At 48.2% G+C, this 19,379-nt stretch carries 15 protein-coding genes; 10 read left to right on the top strand and 5 right to left on the bottom strand.

Annotated features, from left to right (window positions below; all coding sequences use genetic code 11):
• The first annotated feature begins 9 nt into the window (after window positions 1–9).
• The 6 genes from PN498_RS01860 (at window position 10) to PN498_RS01835 (ending at window position 6,471) form a co-directional block, all read left to right on the top strand.
• A complete protein-coding gene (locus tag PN498_RS01860; protein WP_272060976.1) occupies window positions 10–1,293 on the top strand; it encodes a phospholipase D-like domain-containing protein in 1,284 nt (427 codons plus the stop codon).
• A gap of 217 nt (window positions 1,294–1,510) precedes the next feature.
• Window positions 1,511–2,437 (top strand): mechanosensitive ion channel family protein, encoded by a 927-nt coding sequence (locus PN498_RS01855; protein WP_272060975.1) that lies wholly within the window; start codon window positions 1,511–1,513, stop codon window positions 2,435–2,437.
• A gap of 55 nt (window positions 2,438–2,492) precedes the next feature.
• The gene (locus tag PN498_RS01850; protein WP_272060974.1) at window positions 2,493–3,020 is read left to right on the top strand and encodes a DUF937 domain-containing protein; all 528 of its coding nucleotides are present in this window, start codon (window positions 2,493–2,495) and stop codon (window positions 3,018–3,020) included.
• A gap of 88 nt (window positions 3,021–3,108) precedes the next feature.
• Window positions 3,109–4,200, top strand: a complete 1,092-nt coding sequence (locus PN498_RS01845; RefSeq protein ID WP_272060973.1) for an App1 family protein — start codon at window positions 3,109–3,111, stop codon at window positions 4,198–4,200.
• A gap of 228 nt (window positions 4,201–4,428) precedes the next feature.
• Window positions 4,429–5,454, top strand: a complete 1,026-nt coding sequence (locus PN498_RS01840) for a sodium:calcium antiporter (RefSeq protein ID WP_272060972.1) — start codon at window positions 4,429–4,431, stop codon at window positions 5,452–5,454.
• Window positions 5,455–5,562: 108 nt separating this feature from the next.
• The gene (locus PN498_RS01835; RefSeq protein ID WP_272060971.1) at window positions 5,563–6,471 is read left to right on the top strand and encodes a transglutaminase family protein; all 909 of its coding nucleotides are present in this window, start codon (window positions 5,563–5,565) and stop codon (window positions 6,469–6,471) included.
• Window positions 6,472–6,704: 233 nt separating this feature from the next.
• Here the strand turns inward: PN498_RS01835 and PN498_RS01830 are convergent, their stop codons facing one another.
• Both PN498_RS01830 and PN498_RS01825 read right to left on the bottom strand, forming a co-directional pair.
• Window positions 6,705–8,303, bottom strand: a complete 1,599-nt coding sequence (locus tag PN498_RS01830) for an Hsp70 family protein (RefSeq protein WP_272060970.1) — start codon at window positions 8,301–8,303, stop codon at window positions 6,705–6,707.
• A 201-nt stretch (window positions 8,304–8,504) separates the two neighbouring features.
• A complete protein-coding gene (locus tag PN498_RS01825; RefSeq protein WP_272060969.1) occupies window positions 8,505–9,338 on the bottom strand; it encodes an EI24 domain-containing protein in 834 nt (277 codons plus the stop codon).
• 130 nt (window positions 9,339–9,468) lie between these two features.
• Here PN498_RS01825 and PN498_RS01820 point away from each other — a divergent pair, with 130 nt between their 5' ends.
• Together PN498_RS01820 and accC are read left to right on the top strand one after the other, a co-directional pair.
• The gene (locus PN498_RS01820) at window positions 9,469–9,651 is read left to right on the top strand and encodes a hypothetical protein (protein ID WP_272060968.1); all 183 of its coding nucleotides are present in this window, start codon (window positions 9,469–9,471) and stop codon (window positions 9,649–9,651) included.
• A gap of 485 nt (window positions 9,652–10,136) precedes the next feature.
• Window positions 10,137–11,483 carry an acetyl-CoA carboxylase biotin carboxylase subunit gene (gene accC, locus PN498_RS01815; protein WP_272060967.1) on the top strand — a complete coding sequence of 449 codons (1,347 nt, stop codon included), beginning with the start codon at window positions 10,137–10,139 and terminating at the stop codon, window positions 11,481–11,483.
• A gap of 99 nt (window positions 11,484–11,582) precedes the next feature.
• Here accC and folB read toward each other — a convergent pair whose 3' ends face one another.
• The 3 genes from folB to PN498_RS01800 form a co-directional block, all read right to left on the bottom strand.
• Entirely contained in the window at window positions 11,583–11,987 is a 405-nt protein-coding gene (gene folB / locus PN498_RS01810; RefSeq protein ID WP_272060966.1) for a dihydroneopterin aldolase, read from the bottom strand.
• A gap of 18 nt (window positions 11,988–12,005) precedes the next feature.
• Window positions 12,006–13,346, bottom strand: coding sequence for a glutamate-5-semialdehyde dehydrogenase (locus tag PN498_RS01805; RefSeq protein WP_272060965.1), 1,341 nt, complete (start codon window positions 13,344–13,346; stop codon window positions 12,006–12,008).
• 105 nt (window positions 13,347–13,451) lie between these two features.
• Window positions 13,452–14,408, bottom strand: coding sequence for a DUF1517 domain-containing protein (locus PN498_RS01800; RefSeq protein WP_272060964.1), 957 nt, complete (start codon window positions 14,406–14,408; stop codon window positions 13,452–13,454).
• A 1,090-nt stretch (window positions 14,409–15,498) separates the two neighbouring features.
• Here PN498_RS01800 and PN498_RS01795 point away from each other — a divergent pair.
• Window positions 15,499–16,206, top strand: a complete 708-nt coding sequence (locus PN498_RS01795) for a FecR family protein (RefSeq protein WP_272060963.1) — start codon at window positions 15,499–15,501, stop codon at window positions 16,204–16,206.
• Entirely contained in the window at window positions 16,187–19,174 is a 2,988-nt protein-coding gene (locus tag PN498_RS01790; RefSeq protein WP_272060962.1) for an EAL domain-containing protein, read from the top strand. Before PN498_RS01795 ends, PN498_RS01790 begins: the two co-directional genes overlap by 20 nt.
• Window positions 19,175–19,379: the final 205 nt, after the last annotated feature.

Here is a 19,379-nt window from a genome sequence, read left to right as displayed (position 1 = left end):
ATTAAATCTATGTCGTTTGTTCTATGGGGACTGGGAATTTTAATCAGTTTCACAGGGCTGATTGTGCTGTCTTATCTGTATCTAAGTGGTCATTTTCGACGCCAAAAACACTATGACTTAGTCGGTTTATCAGCCAGTAACCCTCATTTTTTGGTTACGGCAGCCAGTATGTCGGATTCACTGATAACACAGGGCGAAGCCACTCAGTTTTGGGCCAATATTGCCGAAATTCAATCGAAGCGACTGGCTCTAATGGCGCAAGCTAAGGAGCAAATTCAGTTCGAAACCTTCATCATGATGCCAGGGAAGCGATCGCATGATTTTGCTGAAATCCTAAAGCGTAAGGCTTCTGAGGGAGTCCTGGTACAGCTCTTGGCAGACAGTTATGGAGCTGGTAGTCTGCCTCAGCAATACTGGACAGCTTTGAAAAATGCAGGCGTAGAGGTTCGATTTTTCAATCCCTTTTCAGGTCGGGCACCGCTAGACTATCTACGCCGAAACCACCGCAAGCTCCTCATCGTAGACCAGAAGGTTGCCATGATAGGTGGGGCCGGTATGGCTGATCGATGGGATGGCGAAGGTCAATATGAAGGCGGCACTCCTTGGTATGACTTCGAAGTAGAGTGGCAAGGTGAAGCCGTTGGATTACTCTCAGGCTTCTTTTGGCAACACTGGCTAGATGCTGGAGGTCACGTCGATTTGGGTACTCACAGTCCCAATCATTCAGTGGATCATAATTCCACCTCTATTCTGATTACGCCCGGAGAGGACCCAACGGCAGGAAACTCTTCTATTCGCAGCCTATTTCAGCTCTGCATTGCTGCCGCCAGGAAACGGTTGTGGATAGCTAGTCCCTATCTGCTTCCGGACGACGCAACCTGCGAAATGTTTAAATCAATGCGACAGAAGGGCGTGGACATTCGCATCCTCACGATGGGTCCCAAAAGTGATAAACCCTATGTCTACTACGTCTCCCGAGAACGGTATCCGGCACTGCTAGAAAACGATATTGAAATATACGAATATCAGCCCAGCATGATGCATGCCAAAGTTATTTTGGTTGACAACGATTGGGTCAGTTTGGGGAGTGCTAACTTAGATCCGCGCAGTTTTTTCCACAACGATGAATTGAATCTTTGTACAACAATGTCCTATCTAATCGATAAAATTGAGACATTTTTTGAAACTGGATTTAGTCAGAGTCAAAGGATACGGCTAAAAAGCTGGAAACAACGTCCTCTGAAAGAAAGGGTAGTCGGTAAATTAGGAAACTTTTTTTATTGGCAATTGTAGGTTTAGTAATAATCGAAAGCCGTTTTTAGAAATCTAATCAGAGTTACTTGAACAGCAGACAACCTGCGCTTAACGCCAACCTTCAAGGTCGGGTCATTCGTTCGAGTCAGAGCTATGCCGTCATCCAATCCATCGACCGACCCGACGTCATTCTTACGATGGATAAAAAACAGTCCAGTTCACTGTACCCTTAGGTTGGTCATTTGTATGAACTTATATGTCCGCACTTCTCGAAACAATTAAAGAGAGCTTACTCAATCTAGTTAGTGGCGCCATAGAGATTCTTCCGGCAGTCATCTTGGCAATTATCGTTCTTATTGCAACGCCCTATACGGTTCGCCCCGCCAGAAAACTAACTCGTGTTGTTGTTGAAAAACTAACGCCTAACTTTTCTTTGCAGCTGCTATCGGTCAAAGTTGCCAGTGTGACTGTTTGGGTAGCTGGCGTTCTATTAGCCTGTATTCTGATCTTCCCTGATCTTGGACTGGGAGACATTGTTGCCCTTTTAGGTTTGAGTTCCGTTGCAGTCGGCTTTGCCTTTCAAGACATCTTCAAAAATTTTCTGGCTGGTATTTTACTGCTGCTTAATCAACCCTTTAAGGTAAATGACCAAGTTATTGTGAGTGACTATGAGGGTACAGTCGAGTCAATCGATATTCGCTCGACGAAAATTCGCAACTATCAGGGCGAGCGCATTGTTATTCCGAATTCGCTGGTGTTCACCAATCCCATTGAAGTGTTGACTGAGAACGCCAGTCGCCGCACAGATCTTGCCATCGGACTGGATTACAATACGCCGCTTTCTGAGGCGCGTCAGATTTTGCACAAGGCGGCTAGCAGGGTGGACACTGTGTTGTCAGATCCCGCTGTGGAAGTTGACATTGTTGAGTTCGGCGGCAGCTCTATTGACTTTATAGTGCGCTACTGGACTCGTCCGCCGCAAGCGATCGTCCGTAGAACTCGAACTCAAGTCATCATGTCGCTCAAAGCCGCTTGTGATGAAGCTGGTTTAAGCATTCCGTATCCTATTAGATCGGTCTACTACTTCGATCAAAAGAATTTTGATGATGCAACACCAAGACAGCAGAGCGATTCGGAGTTGTCTCATAACGGTTCAGGAAGTTTTGAGTCGTCTCGGCTCTAATTTTTTACGATGCTCCTAAAATGGGGTGTTTTGTTTGTGTTAAGGAGTCGCACTCATGAGTTTGTTTGATCACGTGGTTCGGGCTGTCAATAATCCTGAACTCCAGGCGAATACAGGACAAGTGGGCAATATTCTTCAGGTTGTGAATCAGCTCTCGTCTCAGCAAGGATTGGATTCCTCCACCACTCAGATGTTGATGACAGTAGTTGGACAACACGTACGGACGGCGCTGAATCAGCAGCGATCGCAAACCAGCCAGGCGCAAGCTGAATCACTGGTTGATCGCTACAGTGGCACCCAGGCCAATTTGGATGCTGTGCGATCGCTCTTCACCCCTAAAGAAGAAGCAGAAACGGTTCAGGATGCAGCTCGGAATACAGGGCTAGATGCCCAGCAGATTCAAAGACTGTTGCCCATCGTCGTGCCAGTGGTTTTACAGTTTTTGAAACTTGGCTCCAATCAACGGTCTGGAGCAGGTGGCAATAACGCAATTTTGTCTGCCTTTCTAGACGCTGATGGAGACGGTGATACGGATGTTGGGGATGCCCTATCCGTAGCGGGCCGGTTCCTTCAAAATTTGTAGAGGACGGCAGCGATGGGTACGGGTTGATTGTTGATAGGTCTCATGATCACTTCAGTGAGTGCGTGAGCGTTTTGTAAAAGTTAAGGCTATGGCGGATTGGATTCATAAGATATCGCAGTTAATGAGTGCGATTGATACCGTGATTGATGAGGTGAGAAGGCAACTCGCAAAACTATTGGGTATTGAGGATCCAATCCGCATTTTGCCTTATCGAGGCTATGGAACACCGAATTATTTATTAGTTAAAGGTCGGGTTTTAAAGGACGAAGGAATCAAACTTCGAGAGCAGGAGCCTTCGGTATACGAAAATATCTGGAACATGTATAAAAGGTTCGCAACTGACGAAGTTCCCAATGCTCGTTTGCGAATTCGCCTTGGTGAATTAGAAACTGAAACTACTTCTAATTCTGAAGGCTATTTTAACGTTGAAATACATACCGAAGAAGACTTAAGCCACGAAGGACTGTGGTGTCCTGTTGATGTCTCTTTGATGTCTACTCAGGCTGATGAGGAAACGGTCCTCGATCAAGCCGAGGTCATGATTGTTCGAGACAATGCCTCCTTTGGCATTATCAGTGACATTGATGACACTATTGTTCATACAGCGGCAACAGATTTGCTGAAGATGATTCGGATTGTCTACATGGGCAACGCGGAATCAAGAACCCCTTTTGACGGAGTCTCCGACTTTTACAATCAGCTACAAAAAGGTAAGAGCCGAGAGGAATGCAATCCCATTTTTTACGTTTCCAGCAGTGCTTGGAACATGTACGACGTGTTCGCTCAGTTTATGGAAATGAACGACATTCCCAAAGGACCCATCTTTTTGAAGGATATTGAACTGTCCCTTGAAAAAATAGTGAATTTCAAGCACGAAGTCCACAAGCGTGAGCAAATTCAGCCTATCTTCGAACGCTTTAATCGACTTCCTTTTATCTTAGTCGGCGATAGTGGACAAAAGGATCCTGAGATTTATAGTCTTCTCGTTCAGGATTATCCAGGTCGCGTCTTAGGCATCTTTATTCGCGACGTTGTTCCTCATAATCAGAAACGCACCAAGGAAATTCAAGGAATTGCAGAAAAGGTGCGCTCTTTGGGAAGCGAGTTTTTCTTGTTTCAAGAAACCTACCAAGCAACTCAATTTGCTGCTGAGCAGGGATGGATCACTACTGATAGGTAGAAGTCAACCGTTTCAATTACCGCTAAATTTGCTGAATGGAGAATTTAGCCATGCGTAGGTGGCAGCAGGGTGAAGGATTTTGCGCTGTTTCGCTGCTTTAAGCAAGGTCTGCAAATTTTGACTATTAGATCCTTGCTTGTTGTGCCTAAGCATTCACTTCAGGCAGATTCGGCATTGCGAATTTTTGTCTCTGGTATTCTTCTAGCCTTATCGTTTGTAACAGCATCAATGGTTGACTCTTTAGCACTTAATGTCGGTTTATTTATCGTTGCGGCAGTAGCGATCGCCTTCTTTGGCATTCGGATTACCAAAATTGCAGATCGCCTTGCCGATAAAACAGGATTAGGAGAAGCCATTGTTGGCGCTTTATTTCTGGGGGCAGTCACGTCTCTGCCCGGCATTATTACATCTGTCTCTGCTGCCGCTAATGGTTATCCCGAATTGTCGATCAGCAATGCCCTGGGCGGAATTGCAGCCCAAACAGCTTTTCTAGCCATTGCTGACATTGTTTATCCTGCCGCCAATCTAGAGCACGCTGCTGCCTCAGCCGCCAATCTATCTCAAGGGACTCTGCTAGTCAGTCTTTTAGCCTTTCCACTATTAGCCGCATCGGCTCCCCCTGTCAGCATATTCGGTATTCACCCCATCTCACTGGTGCTGCCGATCGCCTACATATTTGGACTGCGTCTCATTTCCAAGGCCAAAGAAACGCCCATGTGGTCCCCCGAGAAAACCCCCGAAACGTACACTGATGATCCGGATACAGCGGATGCCGGAAACAGTAGTCTGACTAAGTTAGGCATCAGCATGGCAGTCTTAGCAGTGGCTATTGGCACTGCCGGCTATGTGGTAGCTCAGACAGGCTCCGCGATCGCCGACCAGTCAGGTCTTTCCCAAACGGTGGTAGGCGGCTTGTTTACAGCTGTAACGACGTCGTTGCCAGAGCTGGTGACAGCGATCGCGGCGGTTCGCCAGGGAGCACTCGGCTTGGCAGTGGGCGGCATCATTGGCGGTAATAGCTTCGACGTGCTGTTCGTCGCCTTTTCCGACTTTGCCTACCGTCCCGGCTCCATCTATCACGCCCTCACTTCGTCGCAAACCTTTATCATTGCCTTGACCATCTTGATGACAGGAACCCTGCTCTTAGGTCTACTACGGCGAGAAAAGCACGGCATCGCTAACATTGGTTTTGAAAGTTTGCTAATTCTGTTTCTCTATCTAGGGGGATTTGCGCTTCTATTTCTCACTAGCTAAAAATTGAGAATTCAAGGATCAAAAATCAAAGTTCAATCTGCTAAAACCAGAGCGAGAAAATTTCAAGCTGTTGATTTTCAACTTTTACCTCCAACCTTTCTCCTCACCATGACTGTCATCTACGATTTAGAACACACCACGACGTATCGTTACCAAAATCCCGTAACCTTTGGGCAGCACCGGGGCATTTTTTTACCCAATATTGGGTACGGTGGCCGAATTCTCAAATATTCCCTAGAAACCAACATTCCATCTGAAACTCGCTGGATGATGGATACGCTGTCGAATAACGTTGCTCTCATCGACTTTGAGAAGCCTAGTCATGAATTGGTTGTGACCTATCGGTTACGAGGGGAACACCGAGGCATTAAAACCATTACCGAGTTTCCTTTGGAGGGTCGAGCCAAGGAGATTCCTATCCAATACACACCGGATGAATGGCTCGATTTATCCCAGTTCATGCGACCCCACGAGGAAGACCCTGGCAGCAAAGTATCCGCTTGGGCCAAGCAGTTTGTAGCCGGTGACCAGGACGAGTCTATTGACGTCCTCAACCGCATGATGAACACCCTGTGGGAAACCTTGAGCTATCAAGCTCGTGACGTTGAGGGTACACAGACGCCTGGCGAGACTCTTAGCTCCGAATCTGGCACTTGTCGAGACTATGCCTGGTTGATGATTGAGGCCCTTAGGCGACTTGGGTTTGCCTGTCGGTTTGTCAGCGGCTACCTATACGACGAGTCGTTGGATGGAGGAGAAGTGGGGATGACGGGTTCTGGCGCAACCCATGCTTGGCTCCAGGTCTATTTGCCGGGGGCTGGCTGGCGCAATTATGACCCCACCAATCGCATTACCACCGGGTTTGACCTCATCCCCATCGCGATCGCCCGCCATCCCGGACAAGTCATTCCACTTTCTGGCTCTTGGACAGGCAAACCGGAAGACTACCTCGGTATGGAAGTTAAGGTACGAATCAATAAACTAGGAGTCCGACCCGAATTTGTGGAAGCGGCATAAGGGAGAAGGTCAGAGGCTAGAAATGAATGGTCTGTCTAGCTTGATGGTGTAGGTTACTGATAGCCCTGTGCAGCTTGGTCAAGTCCATATCAGGGTCTTAAAGGAGCAGGGAATAGGGAATGGGGTGTGCTTGATGCAAAGGCATGCCGCTATAGATCTTGCAGAAGTTTCCCAAATTGAGGGGATTTAAGGGACAAAGGTAGGAAATCAAGATCTGAGAGCTAGCGGTTCAGTTAGCTCAGCTGAATGACCGGACGATCTTCCAGCAGCGTATTACCTGTGAGAATGTCTTCTACCGTGATGCGGAGAGTACGATCGCGGTCCACCTCAAATTGAACTCGAATGCGATCGCTGCCGGGTGCTCCTAAAGGCTCTAATTTGGCGATGGTACGTCCAGATCCTTCAGCATTGAGAGGCTGCACTTGCTGGGCCTCTTGTTGAGTCTGACGTGTGACCAGGCGATCGCCCTCAAAAAAGACTTCAGTAGCCACCCGGGCATCCTCGTTACCTAATTCGCCAATCACCAGTTCAATGCTGGGCTGATTATCCGTAGAGGCTCCCAGCACGATTTCCACAGGACTAGGAGAAGGATAGGGTTGACCCGAACGAATAATCGAATGCCAGCCGTGGCGACGATTGCGGCGATCCCAATAGCGAACACCGTAGCTGTGATAGAGAAAATCACTCACTTCGATACCCTGCTGTAGCTGTAGTGCACCCTCGGCAACAGCCGTGAAGGGGCGATCTCCGCGAATTTTAGGATCAGGAAAATAAGTCTTCAGCCATCTCCGTACCGCAGGAATTTGTACAGTGCCACCAACGAGCAAAACAGCATCGATGTCGTCAATGCCAATGCCCTGTCGTCGAGCCTGCTGCAGTACCTGTTCCAAACAGCCATCAAGACGATCAAAAAACTGATTCCGTTGCAAAATGTCCTCAAAAGTTTCCCGGTCCAGCTTGAGGGTGAGACTTTCCAATGTTTCGTCATCAAAAAAGCTCTCGGTAGCCTCAGTTTTCTCGGAAAGTTGAATCTTTAAGCGTTCAACCAGACGCTGAGTTAAAGCATTGAGAGCAATACCTTGCTGCTGCTGAAAGTAATCAGCCAGCCAGTTATCAATGTCAGCCCCCCCAAGATTTTCTCCCGCCTTAGCAAGAACTTTCGCTTTTTGCGGTCTCTGAGATGAGGACTCAGCCAGCGACTTATTACCCCAGCGAACAATAAACCCCAGTGGCTTGCGGTTGGGAGCGATGACTAGCTCGACCAGAGAAAAGTCCAGAGTACCACCACCAAAGTCTACAACCAGTACCGTTTCTTCTTGCTGAATGCCATAGCCCAAAGCGGCGGCAGTGGGTTCATCCAACATGCGAACTTGGCTCAGGTTCAAAGACTCACAGGTTTGCCCCAACCAATGACGGTAGACTTCGAAGCTATCAACAGGAACCGTAAAGACCATATCGTCCAGCGTCTGTTCTTGCGCTTGAACGGCCTGAATAACCGTCATCAAGAACCATTGCCCGATTTGTTCAAATGACAGTTCTCGACCATCCAGCTCTGGCAGAAAACCCTGAATTTGGGCACCAATCCCCCGTTTGAAATTGCGATAAAACCGTTTGTCGCTGCTGATATCCAACCCCTGGTCCCGCACCCGTTGGCCCACCTGCACAGACCCCTTAGCAGCATCTTGTATATGAACCAGAGAAGGAACCAGAGGAGGATTTTTGCTAATCTGTTGGGCTAGCCCCGGCAATAGAACGACTTCTGACTGTCGGGTAGCGCTGTTCCAGCGGGTGACGACAGTATTGCTGGTGCCAAAATCAATTGCAAAGGTCATATGGACAAGGACAAATCAAAGGACGAGAAGAGGCCCTTTAGGGCTTAGGAAGCAGAGTTTAGCGACACTGACAAGAACTACAGCAAGCGCTTCTGCACAAGGTATACCTCTCTGAGATAAAAAAGTACGCAAGCCAGACGAGTAAGCATTGAATCCTTCTTGAGAATCATTCTCTATTAATGCATCGCAACGGGACAGGAATCAAGGGGAGTGGGCCTGGGATGATTCTAGAATGCGATCGCAAAAGAAAAGCGTTCCGGCGGAAACGCAGAGAGGGATTGCTAATAAGTTCATGAGTGGAATACTGATCAGCCCTAAGCAAATCAAAGCAAAGCCACCACTGGCAGGCAACGTTCCTAAAACCAACTTGAGCTTCTGGCGAAATTTGAGTCGTCGCCGTTCCAAAGAGGCATCAAACATATCCAGACAAATCAGCAAAGACGCCAGTGCAATGCTGCTTACAGTGGCAGCAATTGTTCCAACACCCGGAACAAAGTTTAAGAGCAAAATAGGAATTCCGATAATCGCTAGCAGAATCAGCTTCTTAATCTCAAACATGATGGCCCGCCAAATATCGACGAGCACAGCAGCGCCTCCCAAAGACGGCGGTACCTCAAGTTTGCCAGTACGCAGTATTTCAATCTTCTCAGAAAGCTGCCCATAGAAGGGAGACCCAAGAATGCCGCCAAACTGGAGCAAAACAAACCCCAGAACAATAAACAGCAACACAATCAGTGTCCCCTGAATTAAGGGACTAAGTAGTTGAACCGCCGTATCTAGCCACGTAGGTTCAATCCATTCGATCAGTCGAGTTGTTAATCGATTGACCAGCTTCAGCCCCTGCCAAGTTCCCAATGAATAGAGAGCCATGCCAAGAAGAATGTTGATGCCCAGTGGGGCAATCACATACGGTCGCAGAGCTTTATGCTTTTGGAACAGCCGTAAAGCCCTCAGAGGATAGCTGAATCCGATAAAAAGTCCAGGTAGCCCACCGCCACGGGGACGGAGCCGTCGGCTGGCGTTGGGTTGCTCCATGGGAAAGGGATCTCCTGAATAACACTAACTCAAGGGTTGTTTTGAGTTTATTCTGTGAAGCTCCCCTAACCCCTCCTGATAGGTGTGTGGGTTTCCGAAGAGGGGAACAGATTGGGTTAGAAACAACAACATGAAAACATTCATCATCGGTTCCCTGACTGTTGCGATCGCAGTTACTCTCGGCGCTCATGCTCAACAACTCTCGACGATCGCAGTTACAGCACTAGACGCTGAACAGTCCGAATACGCTAGCGAAACCTACAGCCACCGTCGCTATACAGGCGGCACTGGTCGTCGTGAAATTCTCTCTTAGGGCGCATTGAATGAGAGCGCTCCATAGCTTGGGCAAAAGATTGACGCTGACTTCTAGCGTCTACCTTTGCCCTTAAGCTATATAGCCGTCGCCCGTTGCATTGGGGATCTCCAAGAAAGAATTTACCGCTGGTAGGGTGTCATTAGCGCAGCGTCATGCACCACAGTCAGGCATTTTTGTTTTCAGAAATCTTCTTAGGGCAAGACGGCGACCCATTGGGGTGGGCTATCCACCTAGATACTATTAGGTGCATAAGCGTAGATGGCTAAAACTATTGATCGAGCTTGGACACCTCGCCAAGATCCCCTCACAATTAGCGCATTTAGAAAAAGGGCTTCCTGCCTACAGTCCTGACTGCATGGTAGGATTAGCTACTGTCTTACGGTTTAACGCTCGGTTAGAAAGCACCTGTTTATCCCGGAAAGTGGTCTTCTCTAACCAGCTTTCAAGCCGCTATTCATGCTGCTGAGGGCACTACAAATCGCATGCGCTTTTCCAAAATTCTGATTGCCAACCGTGGGGAAATTGCGCTCCGAATTCTTCGCACCTGTGAAGAGATGGGGATTGCCACTGTCGCAGTTCACTCCACAGTGGACCGCCATGCGTTGCACGTGCAGTTGGCAGACGAATCAGTGTGCATCGGCGAGGCGTTAAGCAGCAAAAGCTATCTCAACATTCCTAACATCATCGCGGCAGCCCTGACCCGAGGAGTTGAAGCGATTCATCCAGGCTATGGATTTTTAGCCGAAAACGCTCGGTTTGCAGAGATTTGTACGGACCACAATTTGACCTTCATTGGGCCGACTCCCGCAGCAATGCTCTCAATGGGAGACAAATCTACTGCGAAGGAAACCATGCAGCGAGTAGGAGTACCAACGATTCCAGGCAGCGATGGTCTCCTTAAGAGTGAAGCAGAAGCTAGGGCGATCGCAGAACAAATTGGCTATCCGATCATGATCAAGGCGACTGCCGGCGGCGGTGGTCGAGGTATGCGTTTGGTCAAAGCACCCGATCAGCTCAACAAGCTGTTTTTTGCGGCTCAAGGCGAAGCGGAAGCCGCGTTTGGCAATCCAGGCGTCTATCTTGAAAAATTTATTGAAAAGCCCCGCCACGTTGAATTTCAAATTTTGGCTGACAGTCACGGCAATGTTATTCACTTAGGTGAACGGGACTGTTCTATTCAAAGACGTCATCAAAAGCTGTTGGAAGAGGCTCCTAGCCCTGCTTTGAATCCCAAGCTACGCCAGAAGATGGGAGATGCCGCAGTCCGGGTAGCTCAATCCATTAACTATGTGGGTGCGGGGACCGTCGAATTTTTGGTGGATGGTCACGGTAACTTCTACTTTATGGAGATGAATACTCGTATTCAGGTTGAGCATCCCGTTACAGAGATGATAACGGGCCTAGATTTGATTGCCGAACAAATTCGCATTGCCCAAGGCGATCGCCTCACCGTTACCCAAGATCAGGTGACGCTACGAGGTCATGCTATTGAATGCCGAATTAATGCTGAAGATCCAAAGTACAATTTTCGTCCTGCTCCTGGTCGTATTAACGGTTATTTGCCCCCCGGAGGACCTGGCGTCCGGATCGACTCCCATGTCTATACCGACTACGAAATTCCCCCCTACTATGATTCTCTCGTCGGTAAACTCATCGTTTGGGGACCTGATCGCGATACGGCCATCCTTCGCATGAAACGGGCACTCAGAGAATGCGCGATTACAGGTCTTCCCACCACAATTCCTTTTCATCAAATTGTGTTAGACCATCCCCAATTTCTAACCGGAGAAGTCTACACTAACTTTGTGAACCAACTCCTAGATATATAGCTTCAGCCATCTGGGTTAGTGTCCTCAATAGCATCCATCCGCTTAACGTCGGCGAGGCTTCGCCAATGCGGTTCAATGCCTCTCTCCCATGCACTCCGCTCAACCGTCAAGCAGCAAAGATGCAGGCGAAAGCGTATCCAAATGAGCGCGATCGCGCGTAATCTCCAAAGTCACACTGCCGGAAAAGTTAGGCACAGGTGGCGACAGCTTAGTCAGCTTCACTGTCACCTCAGACAACCGCTCATCTGTTCGAAGAATTGCTTTAGCAAGTTCACTGGCAACCGCCTCAATCAATTTGAACGGTTTGGTTTGAATTAAGTGCTGGACAATCTGAACGGCTGTTCCATAATCATAGGTATCTGACAGCACGTCAGACAGCCCTGCTGGAGACAGATCCAACGTCAAAACCAAATCGACTCGAAACCATTGCCCTAAAACATTCTCTTCAGGAAGCGCCCCGGTATAGCCATAGGCGCGAATGTCGTTGATATACATGGTGTCCATGAAGGAATCTCACCTGAGCTAGGACAAATCCTGATGAATAAAGGGTTTGGCATCGGCACCTGAATACGTAGCGACCACATGCCCATCGCCCACAAGATGGTACTTATAAGTGACCAGCCCTTCCAGACCAACCGGACCCCGGGGCGGCATCGTCTGCGTGCTGATGCCCACCTCTGCCCCAAAGCCATATCGAAAACCATCTGCAAATCGGGTCGAGCAGTTGTGGTAAACCCCAGCTGCATTAACCTGATTGCGGAACGTTGCGGCGGCGGCCCGATTTTCAGTGACGATCGCGTCTGTATGACGAGATCCATAGGTGTTGATGTGGGCGATCGCTTCTCCCAGAGAATCCACCACTTTGATAGCTAGAATCAGGTCGCTGTATTCGGTTGCCCAATCCTCGTCTGTCGCTGAAAGGCTATTGGCCACTAAGGATTGTGTCAAAGTATCACCCCGCAGTTCAACGTCTTTGTCCTGAAGCGCTTGGGCAATTTGGGGCAAAAACTGAGCCGCGATCGCTCGATGCACCAATAGCGTTTCAATGGCATTACAAGCCGAGGGGTAACCCACTTTGGCATCAACCGCAATATCGATGGATTTCTGCAAATCGGCAGCCTCGTCGATATAGAGATGACAGATGCCGTCCGCATGACCCAATACGGGAATACGAGTATTGTCTTGCACAAATTGCACAAAAGCATTGGAACCCCGTGGAATGATGAGGTCGATATAGCCGTCCAGGGCCAACATTGCACGAGTCTCCTCACGAGTCGTCAAAAGCTGCACTGCGTCTGGATTTAGCCCTGCCTGCTCTAGCCCAACTCGAATCGCAGTAACTAGAGCCTGACAAGATCGCACAGCCTCCCTACCGCCCTTCAAAATGACACCATTCCCAGACTTCACCGCCAAACTTGAAATCTGCATAACGGCGTCTGGGCGAGATTCGAAAATGACGCCCAAAACGCCTAGTGGAGAGCTAACACGCTTGAGTTCTAATCCGGCGTCTAGCGCCCGATGGAGTTGAACAATGCCAACGGGGTCGGGCAGCTTAGCAACGTCCTGAACCCCCACGATCGCGCCGTCAAGTTTGACGGCGTCAAGCTTCAGCCGACCGTATAGCGGCTTAGGTAGCTGGTCAATGACAGCAGCTTCACAGTCCAATCGATTGGCTTCCAAAATGTCGTCTCGATGATGGCTGAGCGCATCGGCGATCGCACGGATGGCGCGGTTTTTGTCTGCTGTTGAGAGCACGGCAAGCTGCTGAGCCGCATCGCGCGTGCGCTGAGCTACGGGCAACAGGTCAACAGAACTGACAGAGGTTTCCGCGCCGCTGGGAGTGGCCGCCTGAGATACAATCATTGTTGAAATTTCCTAAGCCAACATGCAGTCTTAGATTCTAACAAAACTGCCTGGATCAGAACGACCCAGGCAGTTTGCGTAAAACAGGTGAGTGATGCCGATACTCTAGATGAGCGTCAGTTCAGGATATTCAGCAATCACTTCGTCTGACGTTAAGGTTTCACCAGAAGCCTGAGGCGTCCAAAGAATTTCAACGGCCAAGAGGCGATCGCTAGAAACCGCACCCAATGTGCTCAGAGCTTTACGAACATCTTGAGTTGAAGATACCTTGGGCAGACTGAGCTTGCCCTGAGTTGCCACAATGACGGAGGCCACGATGTATTCACCTGGCTCAGTCTTCGTCAACTCTCCTCCAGCAGCCTTCGTCGAACTGTCAGCTTGCTGCAAGCGATTATTAACGTTTGTCAGAGTTTCGCCCGTCAGCTTGCTACGCTCTGCCAGCACCATTTGATTAAAGCTTTGCTCTGCTGAGAGTAAACGAGTGGCGTCTGTCGCAGCTGTAGCATATTGCCAATACTCTGGGTGGCGCAACAGAGACAGCGTTGCCTCCTGGAGCACCTGCGTTAATCCTTCTGAAGAAGATGTGTCTGCGGACAGTGCCATGCGGTTGAGGTCATCCTGCAGATACCGAGCTTCTGCCAACAGACCGATCTGTAACTTCGCCACAGAAACGGTTGGGTTGTCAACACTGCCGCCTACACCACTGCCCATGCCACCAGATTCACGAACGGCACGCATGATGAAGTTGGCTAAGCCAATAAATAGGATGACTGTAAACAACCCTCCGAAGCCGCCACCGAATCCAAAGAGAGGAAACAGAAACGGAAAACCAAAACCGCCGCCGGGATAGTATCCACCACCACTAGGTCCTCGATAGGAACGAGTGGGTGAAATGGTCCGACTAGGAGCACGGAAACTACCGCCTCCAATACGACCTCCACCTCGTGCAGCGAGGGCACTATCCGCATGACCCAACATCAAGACACCCACTAAAGCGAGTGCCATAAAAGGTTTGATCAGGGGTTTTAGACGACCAAAGAAGTTTTGAAGCTTGTGACCCATAATGCTATCCAGACATTTTTATCGCGAGTGGCACCAACGCTGCCGAAAAACTTTGCGGATTGGTGCGATCGCCGTTAATGATACTCTAACGCTTCTTTTCCCTCATTCCGATGAGCTTAACCTCAATTTTGGATGGGCAATTTCCTCACCTGTCGCCAGTCGTGTCGTTTAAGCGACGTGCTCTGTTTTCCTTCACCGGATCAACAAAGCCATGAAGACGTAAGCGTTTAGGAGTTATCACCGAATTAAGCGATCGCAGTTGTCCTTCCAAAGAGTCACAGCTTATCGTTGCTGAGTTGTGTCGGTAAGAATTCAGCACAAAATCTAAAAATCGCTAGGGATTGGGCTGTAAAGCTGGCATCTTTAGAGCTGACTAAATAGCCTTTAAAGGCAATGACTTAAAACGTCCTTTGATGTCAAGGAAGGATTGCAATATGTAGATCCCTTATGAAGATAAAAAGCTTTGTTGAATAGTAACCTAGCTCAAAGCCAAGGTCTAGAGGCATCATTTAACTAATACTCAAGTTGTTAATTAAAAAGAATAAATAGAAAGATAGGCCAAGGTGAGAATGCAGTGAAGATGCAGTTTTGAGACACCATCTAATCCCTAAATGTTGATCTACATAACTAGATCGACTGGTCGTCAAGTCTGAAATTTACAATTCAATAAAGTCAAATATACTGAGAGTACTCGCAAAAATTGGTATGGTCCATCAATGAGTGTTGCATTAAGGGTAATGCTCATTGGCACTGGAACGAACGCTTACTCTGTACAGCCATGAATTAGATCTTTTGATTTATGAAGTTGTTGAAAATACAGATTTCCATCAGGGCACTTTTAGGTGATTGTGATCACACTTTAAATGTCACTGAGAGCATCTTTGAAATGATCGAAATCACAAGTTGAAGTTCAAATGATCTTACCCAATCAAAAATAATGGCTGCAATTAGTAAAAGAAGATTTTGGGGAGGCTTTGCCTTCATTTTTGGAAGCTTTTTTTCACTCCTTTTATCTCCAATCCGAGCGCAACAAGCCATCGATGTTCGAGTAGATCGATGGCTTTCAGTACGCGATATTTCAGGCAGGGTCATGTATTCCAACATTGGGGGACGCCGTCCAGCCGAGGTTGGCGATTTATTGATGGCTACAGGAGACGGTGTACAAACCGAAGTTAACGCATCAACTACCTTAGAAGTCGATACAGGGGTAGGCACGATCGCACTTCAGGAGAATACAGAGATTGCCATTCAAAGCTTAGATTTTGCTGATGACGGCGGTTACATTACTCGCCTCTACGTTTCGCAGGGAGGAGTGAGCTTGAATCTACGCCGCTTTACTCATCCCAGTTCAGAGCTAGAAATTGAAACACCTTCAGGAGTTACAGGTGTGCGAGGGACTGAATTTGGCGTCCTCGTGCATCCGTCAGACAGCAGAACAGGCGTGGCAACTCAAAGCGGTGAGGTTTATGCAGAAGCGGAATCTGTTGAGGTTTCAGTGCCGGAGGGTTTTCAAACGCTGATACGGCCTGGTGAACCCCCTTTACCGCCTAAGCCTATCCCTGAGGAACCTTTTTTTAACTATCAAATTGAAATCGTTGTTCGTGACGGTTTGCGATATCTACGCATCGTTGGTCAGATTGATCCCATCAATCAAGTTTATGTTGAGGATGAACTGCAACAGCTGAACGAACTAGGTGAATTCACGTATGAAGTCCCTGCTTTTTACGGAGCTAACATCGACGTTCGAATAGTCACACCTTTAGGCGATGAGACTGTGTATGATATCCCGCTTCTTTAAAGATCAATGGCGGTTTTTACCAGGTGCCTTAGCCTCGCTGATTACCCTCATTTTGAATCAGACAGGAGCATTAGCAGATTTAGAAAATGCTAGTTATCGCTGGCTGTTTCGTGTGCGAGGAGAGAAAGCTTGGGACGATCGCATTGTTTTGCTCACAATTGATGACGCAACCCTCACCGAGCTAGGGCAGTTTCCTCTACCTCGCGGCACTTATGCACGACTGCTTGAGCGCATGGCAGTTAGCCCACCTGCGGGCATTGGGTTCAATATTTTCTTTGTTGAGCCGAGCGCCGAAGATGCTGCATTTGCAAGAGAAATAGCCGAGGCTGGCAATGTTGTGCTTTCGTCAGGTGTAGACGAAGACAGTCATCTGCTGACATCAACACAATCTTTGCAATCTGCGGCGATCGCGACGGGACATGTACTCAAACAAGTCGAAAGCGACGGTTTAGTTCATACCGTTCGTTTGCAAGCAGCTGACGAACCCGCTTTTGCCGTTGTCTTGGCTGAGGTTTTCTCCTTAACCCACACCCTCGTTGAGCTACCGTCCCTCGATCGCCCCCTATGGGTTAACTGGCCAGGATCAGCCGAAAACTTACCGCACTACTCCTTTAGCGACGTTTTGTTAGGCCGTATTTCGCCAAGTCTATTGGAAGACAAACTCGTGTTGGTCGGCATGACTGCGACAGGAGTGGATGCCCTGCCCACGCCTTACGACGATAATCCTCCTGCTAGTGGCATCGTATTACAGGCTGCCGTCTTGGATAACTTGCTGCAACAGCGTTCTTTACGCCCTATTGCAGGACCGTGGCTGTGGATTTTGACGTTAATAGCTATGCCAGGTGTCAGCTATTGCTTTGTCCGACGCCCCCTGCTCTGGCAATTACTCTTCTTTTTAGGGGCCTGGTTAGGCTGGTTGGTCTTCAGCGTGCTGTTATTCCAGCAAAACTATCTGTTGCCGCGATCGCTGCCTTTGGTGTCACTAGGGCTAACAGGAGTGACTACCATCGTGGGACAGCAGATCCGCGAAAGTGTAGCTCTGGATAGGCTTTTGGAATCGCTATGGCAACATTATCGCTACAGCACAACTCATCTTTCAATTGAGCCGACAATGACATCCCTAATTTCTAAAGATTTAGGGGATGAGGTTCGCAAATTAGCATTGATGGCAAATATGCTAAGCCGGGCGCAGGCCACTCAATCCGCGATCGCCCAAACCATTCCTATTGCAATGTTGACTGTCGATAGCGATGACAGGGTTTGTTTCTGCAATTCCCTAGCAGAGCAATATCTAAACATTAAGCTGGGCCAGACCTTGACACCTGCAATAGTGCCAGAGTGGTTGGAAACCGACACGTGGCAGCGAATAACGAAAACGCTTTCTCAAGGGCAAACGGTTGCTGCTGTTGAGCGCAAGCGAGACTCAAAATGGTTTGAGATGCGGTTTGAAATTTTCAAAGGGGCTACTCAGCCCAGTCCTCTCTTACAGGATAATGGCCAGTTTATTTTAATTCTGGTTGAAGACATTACGCACCGAAAAGCAACAGAGCTCAAACTGAGATTACTCAACCAGTATTTAGAAGAAGAAGTTCGTCAACGAACTCAAGAACTAGAAGTCGCAAACTTCAGCTTGCTACAAGAAACAGCAGAACGGCGTCAGGTCCAGAAAAAGTTGACTGACCAAGCTTTTCGGGACGAGCTTACGGGGCTACCTAATAGGACTTATCTCAAAACCAAATTATCGGAAATGATGGCTAACCCTCAAGCTTCATTTGCGGTTTTATTCATCGGTTGCGATCGCTTTAAGCTAATCAATGACTCCTTTGGACACATCGTAGGAGATGAGCTGTTAAGGGCAATTTCTCAACGCTTGAGCCGCTGTATCAAAGCAGCTGATTTGATCGCTCGTTTTAGTGGAGATGAATTTACCATCCTATTGACAGAGATTAAAGATGCTCAATCAGCCGTCCGGGTTTCCCAACGTATTCACAGGCAATTTCATCATCCCTTTAGAATTGCCGACCAAGAGTTTTACAGCAGTTGTAGTATCGGTATTGTATTGAGTAACTCAGATTATCAGCAGGCAACCGATATTCTGCGGGATGCTGATATCGCTATGTATTGTGCTAAACGCAACGGTGCCGGCTATACCCTGTTCAAACCTGAAATGCATTTGGCTATACGCTCTTCTTTACAGCTCGAAACAGACCTACATCAATCCTTATCACGAGGAGAACTAGTTGTTTATTATCAGCCTATTTTCAATATCAAAACGAAACAAATTGCTGGTTTTGAAGCATTAGTTCGATGGCAACATCCTATTGCCGGACTCATCAGACCGGATGAATTTATCCCCCTTGCAGAAGAGACTGGACTGATCATAAAAATTGGGCAATGGGTATTGAAAGAAGCTTGCAGTCAGATGTACCAATGGCAGCAGCAATTGCAGCTTCCGGCAGATGTATTTATGAGCGTTAATTTGTCTGTACAGCAATTCAATGAACCCAATCTCCTCAAGCGGATCGATGCAGTCCTCCAGGAAACCCGCTTGGAAAGTCAATATTTAAAACTAGAGATTACCGAAAGTGCTATCTTGGCAGATTCAGATCTTGCGGTTCAAACCTTTCAAAGCCTAAAGGAGCGAGGCATTAGCTTAGGAATTGACGATTTTGGCACGGGGTACTCCTCGCTCACGTACCTCCATCGCTTTCCTGTTGATGTGCTTAAAATTGATCGCTCCTTTATTCAGCGGATGGCAGAAGGACAGAAGCATTTGAGCTTGGTGCAGTCCATTAAAACACTAGCCGATCATTTCGATATGGACATGATCGCCGAAGGTATTGAAACTGAAGTCCAAATAGAATCTCTAAAGCTGATGGGATGCGTTTTGGGACAGGGGTATTTCTTCAGTCCACCTGTGGATGGTGAAACTATCGCAACTAAGTACAGCCGTTGTCAGTTCCATTAGGACAAAACGGCAGCGATCGGGCTAGTACACTGTGGCAGAAACAGGCTCACCATTCAAAGCACTAAGAAAGCTATCGGCCTGAGTTTTGTAGAGCTTTGCTCTTCTCGCAGAGTATTTTGAATTCTGTAGGGCTTTGCCCTCCTCGGAGGGTATTCTGAATTCCGCGTAGCGGTACTAGACCCAGCACCCAAACGCTACTCGTCAA

The sequence above is a fragment of the Oscillatoria sp. CS-180 genome, from assembly GCF_028330965.1.
GTDB lineage: Bacteria > Cyanobacteriota > Cyanobacteriia > Phormidesmidales > Phormidesmidaceae > Halomicronema.
This window is presented reverse-complemented; position numbering and strand designations above follow the sequence as displayed.

What these genes read in the sequence shown, in the direction of transcription:
- PN498_RS01805 (WP_272060965.1), bottom strand. Translation starts at nt 13,346, where the DNA reads ATGATTGTATCTCAGGCGGCCACTCCCAGCGGCGCGGAAACCTCTGTC.
- accC (WP_272060967.1), top strand. Translation starts at nt 10,137, where the DNA reads ATGCGCTTTTCCAAAATTCTGATTGCCAACCGTGGGGAAATTGCGCTC.
- PN498_RS01835 (WP_272060971.1), top strand. Translation starts at nt 5,563, where the DNA reads ATGACTGTCATCTACGATTTAGAACACACCACGACGTATCGTTACCAA.
- PN498_RS01825 (WP_272060969.1), bottom strand. Translation starts at nt 9,338, where the DNA reads ATGGAGCAACCCAACGCCAGCCGACGGCTCCGTCCCCGTGGCGGTGGG.
- PN498_RS01845 (WP_272060973.1), top strand. Translation starts at nt 3,109, where the DNA reads ATGGCGGATTGGATTCATAAGATATCGCAGTTAATGAGTGCGATTGAT.
- folB (WP_272060966.1), bottom strand. Translation starts at nt 11,987, where the DNA reads ATGGACACCATGTATATCAACGACATTCGCGCCTATGGCTATACCGGG.
- PN498_RS01850 (WP_272060974.1), top strand. Translation starts at nt 2,493, where the DNA reads ATGAGTTTGTTTGATCACGTGGTTCGGGCTGTCAATAATCCTGAACTC.
- PN498_RS01840 (WP_272060972.1), top strand. Translation starts at nt 4,429, where the DNA reads ATGGTTGACTCTTTAGCACTTAATGTCGGTTTATTTATCGTTGCGGCA.
- PN498_RS01830 (WP_272060970.1), bottom strand. Translation starts at nt 8,303, where the DNA reads ATGACCTTTGCAATTGATTTTGGCACCAGCAATACTGTCGTCACCCGC.
- PN498_RS01790 (WP_272060962.1), top strand. Translation starts at nt 16,187, where the DNA reads ATGATATCCCGCTTCTTTAAAGATCAATGGCGGTTTTTACCAGGTGCC.
- PN498_RS01855 (WP_272060975.1), top strand. Translation starts at nt 1,511, where the DNA reads ATGTCCGCACTTCTCGAAACAATTAAAGAGAGCTTACTCAATCTAGTT.
- PN498_RS01860 (WP_272060976.1), top strand. Translation starts at nt 10, where the DNA reads ATGTCGTTTGTTCTATGGGGACTGGGAATTTTAATCAGTTTCACAGGG.
- PN498_RS01820 (WP_272060968.1), top strand. Translation starts at nt 9,469, where the DNA reads ATGAAAACATTCATCATCGGTTCCCTGACTGTTGCGATCGCAGTTACT.
- PN498_RS01795 (WP_272060963.1), top strand. Translation starts at nt 15,499, where the DNA reads ATGTATTCCAACATTGGGGGACGCCGTCCAGCCGAGGTTGGCGATTTA.
- PN498_RS01800 (WP_272060964.1), bottom strand. Translation starts at nt 14,408, where the DNA reads ATGGGTCACAAGCTTCAAAACTTCTTTGGTCGTCTAAAACCCCTGATC.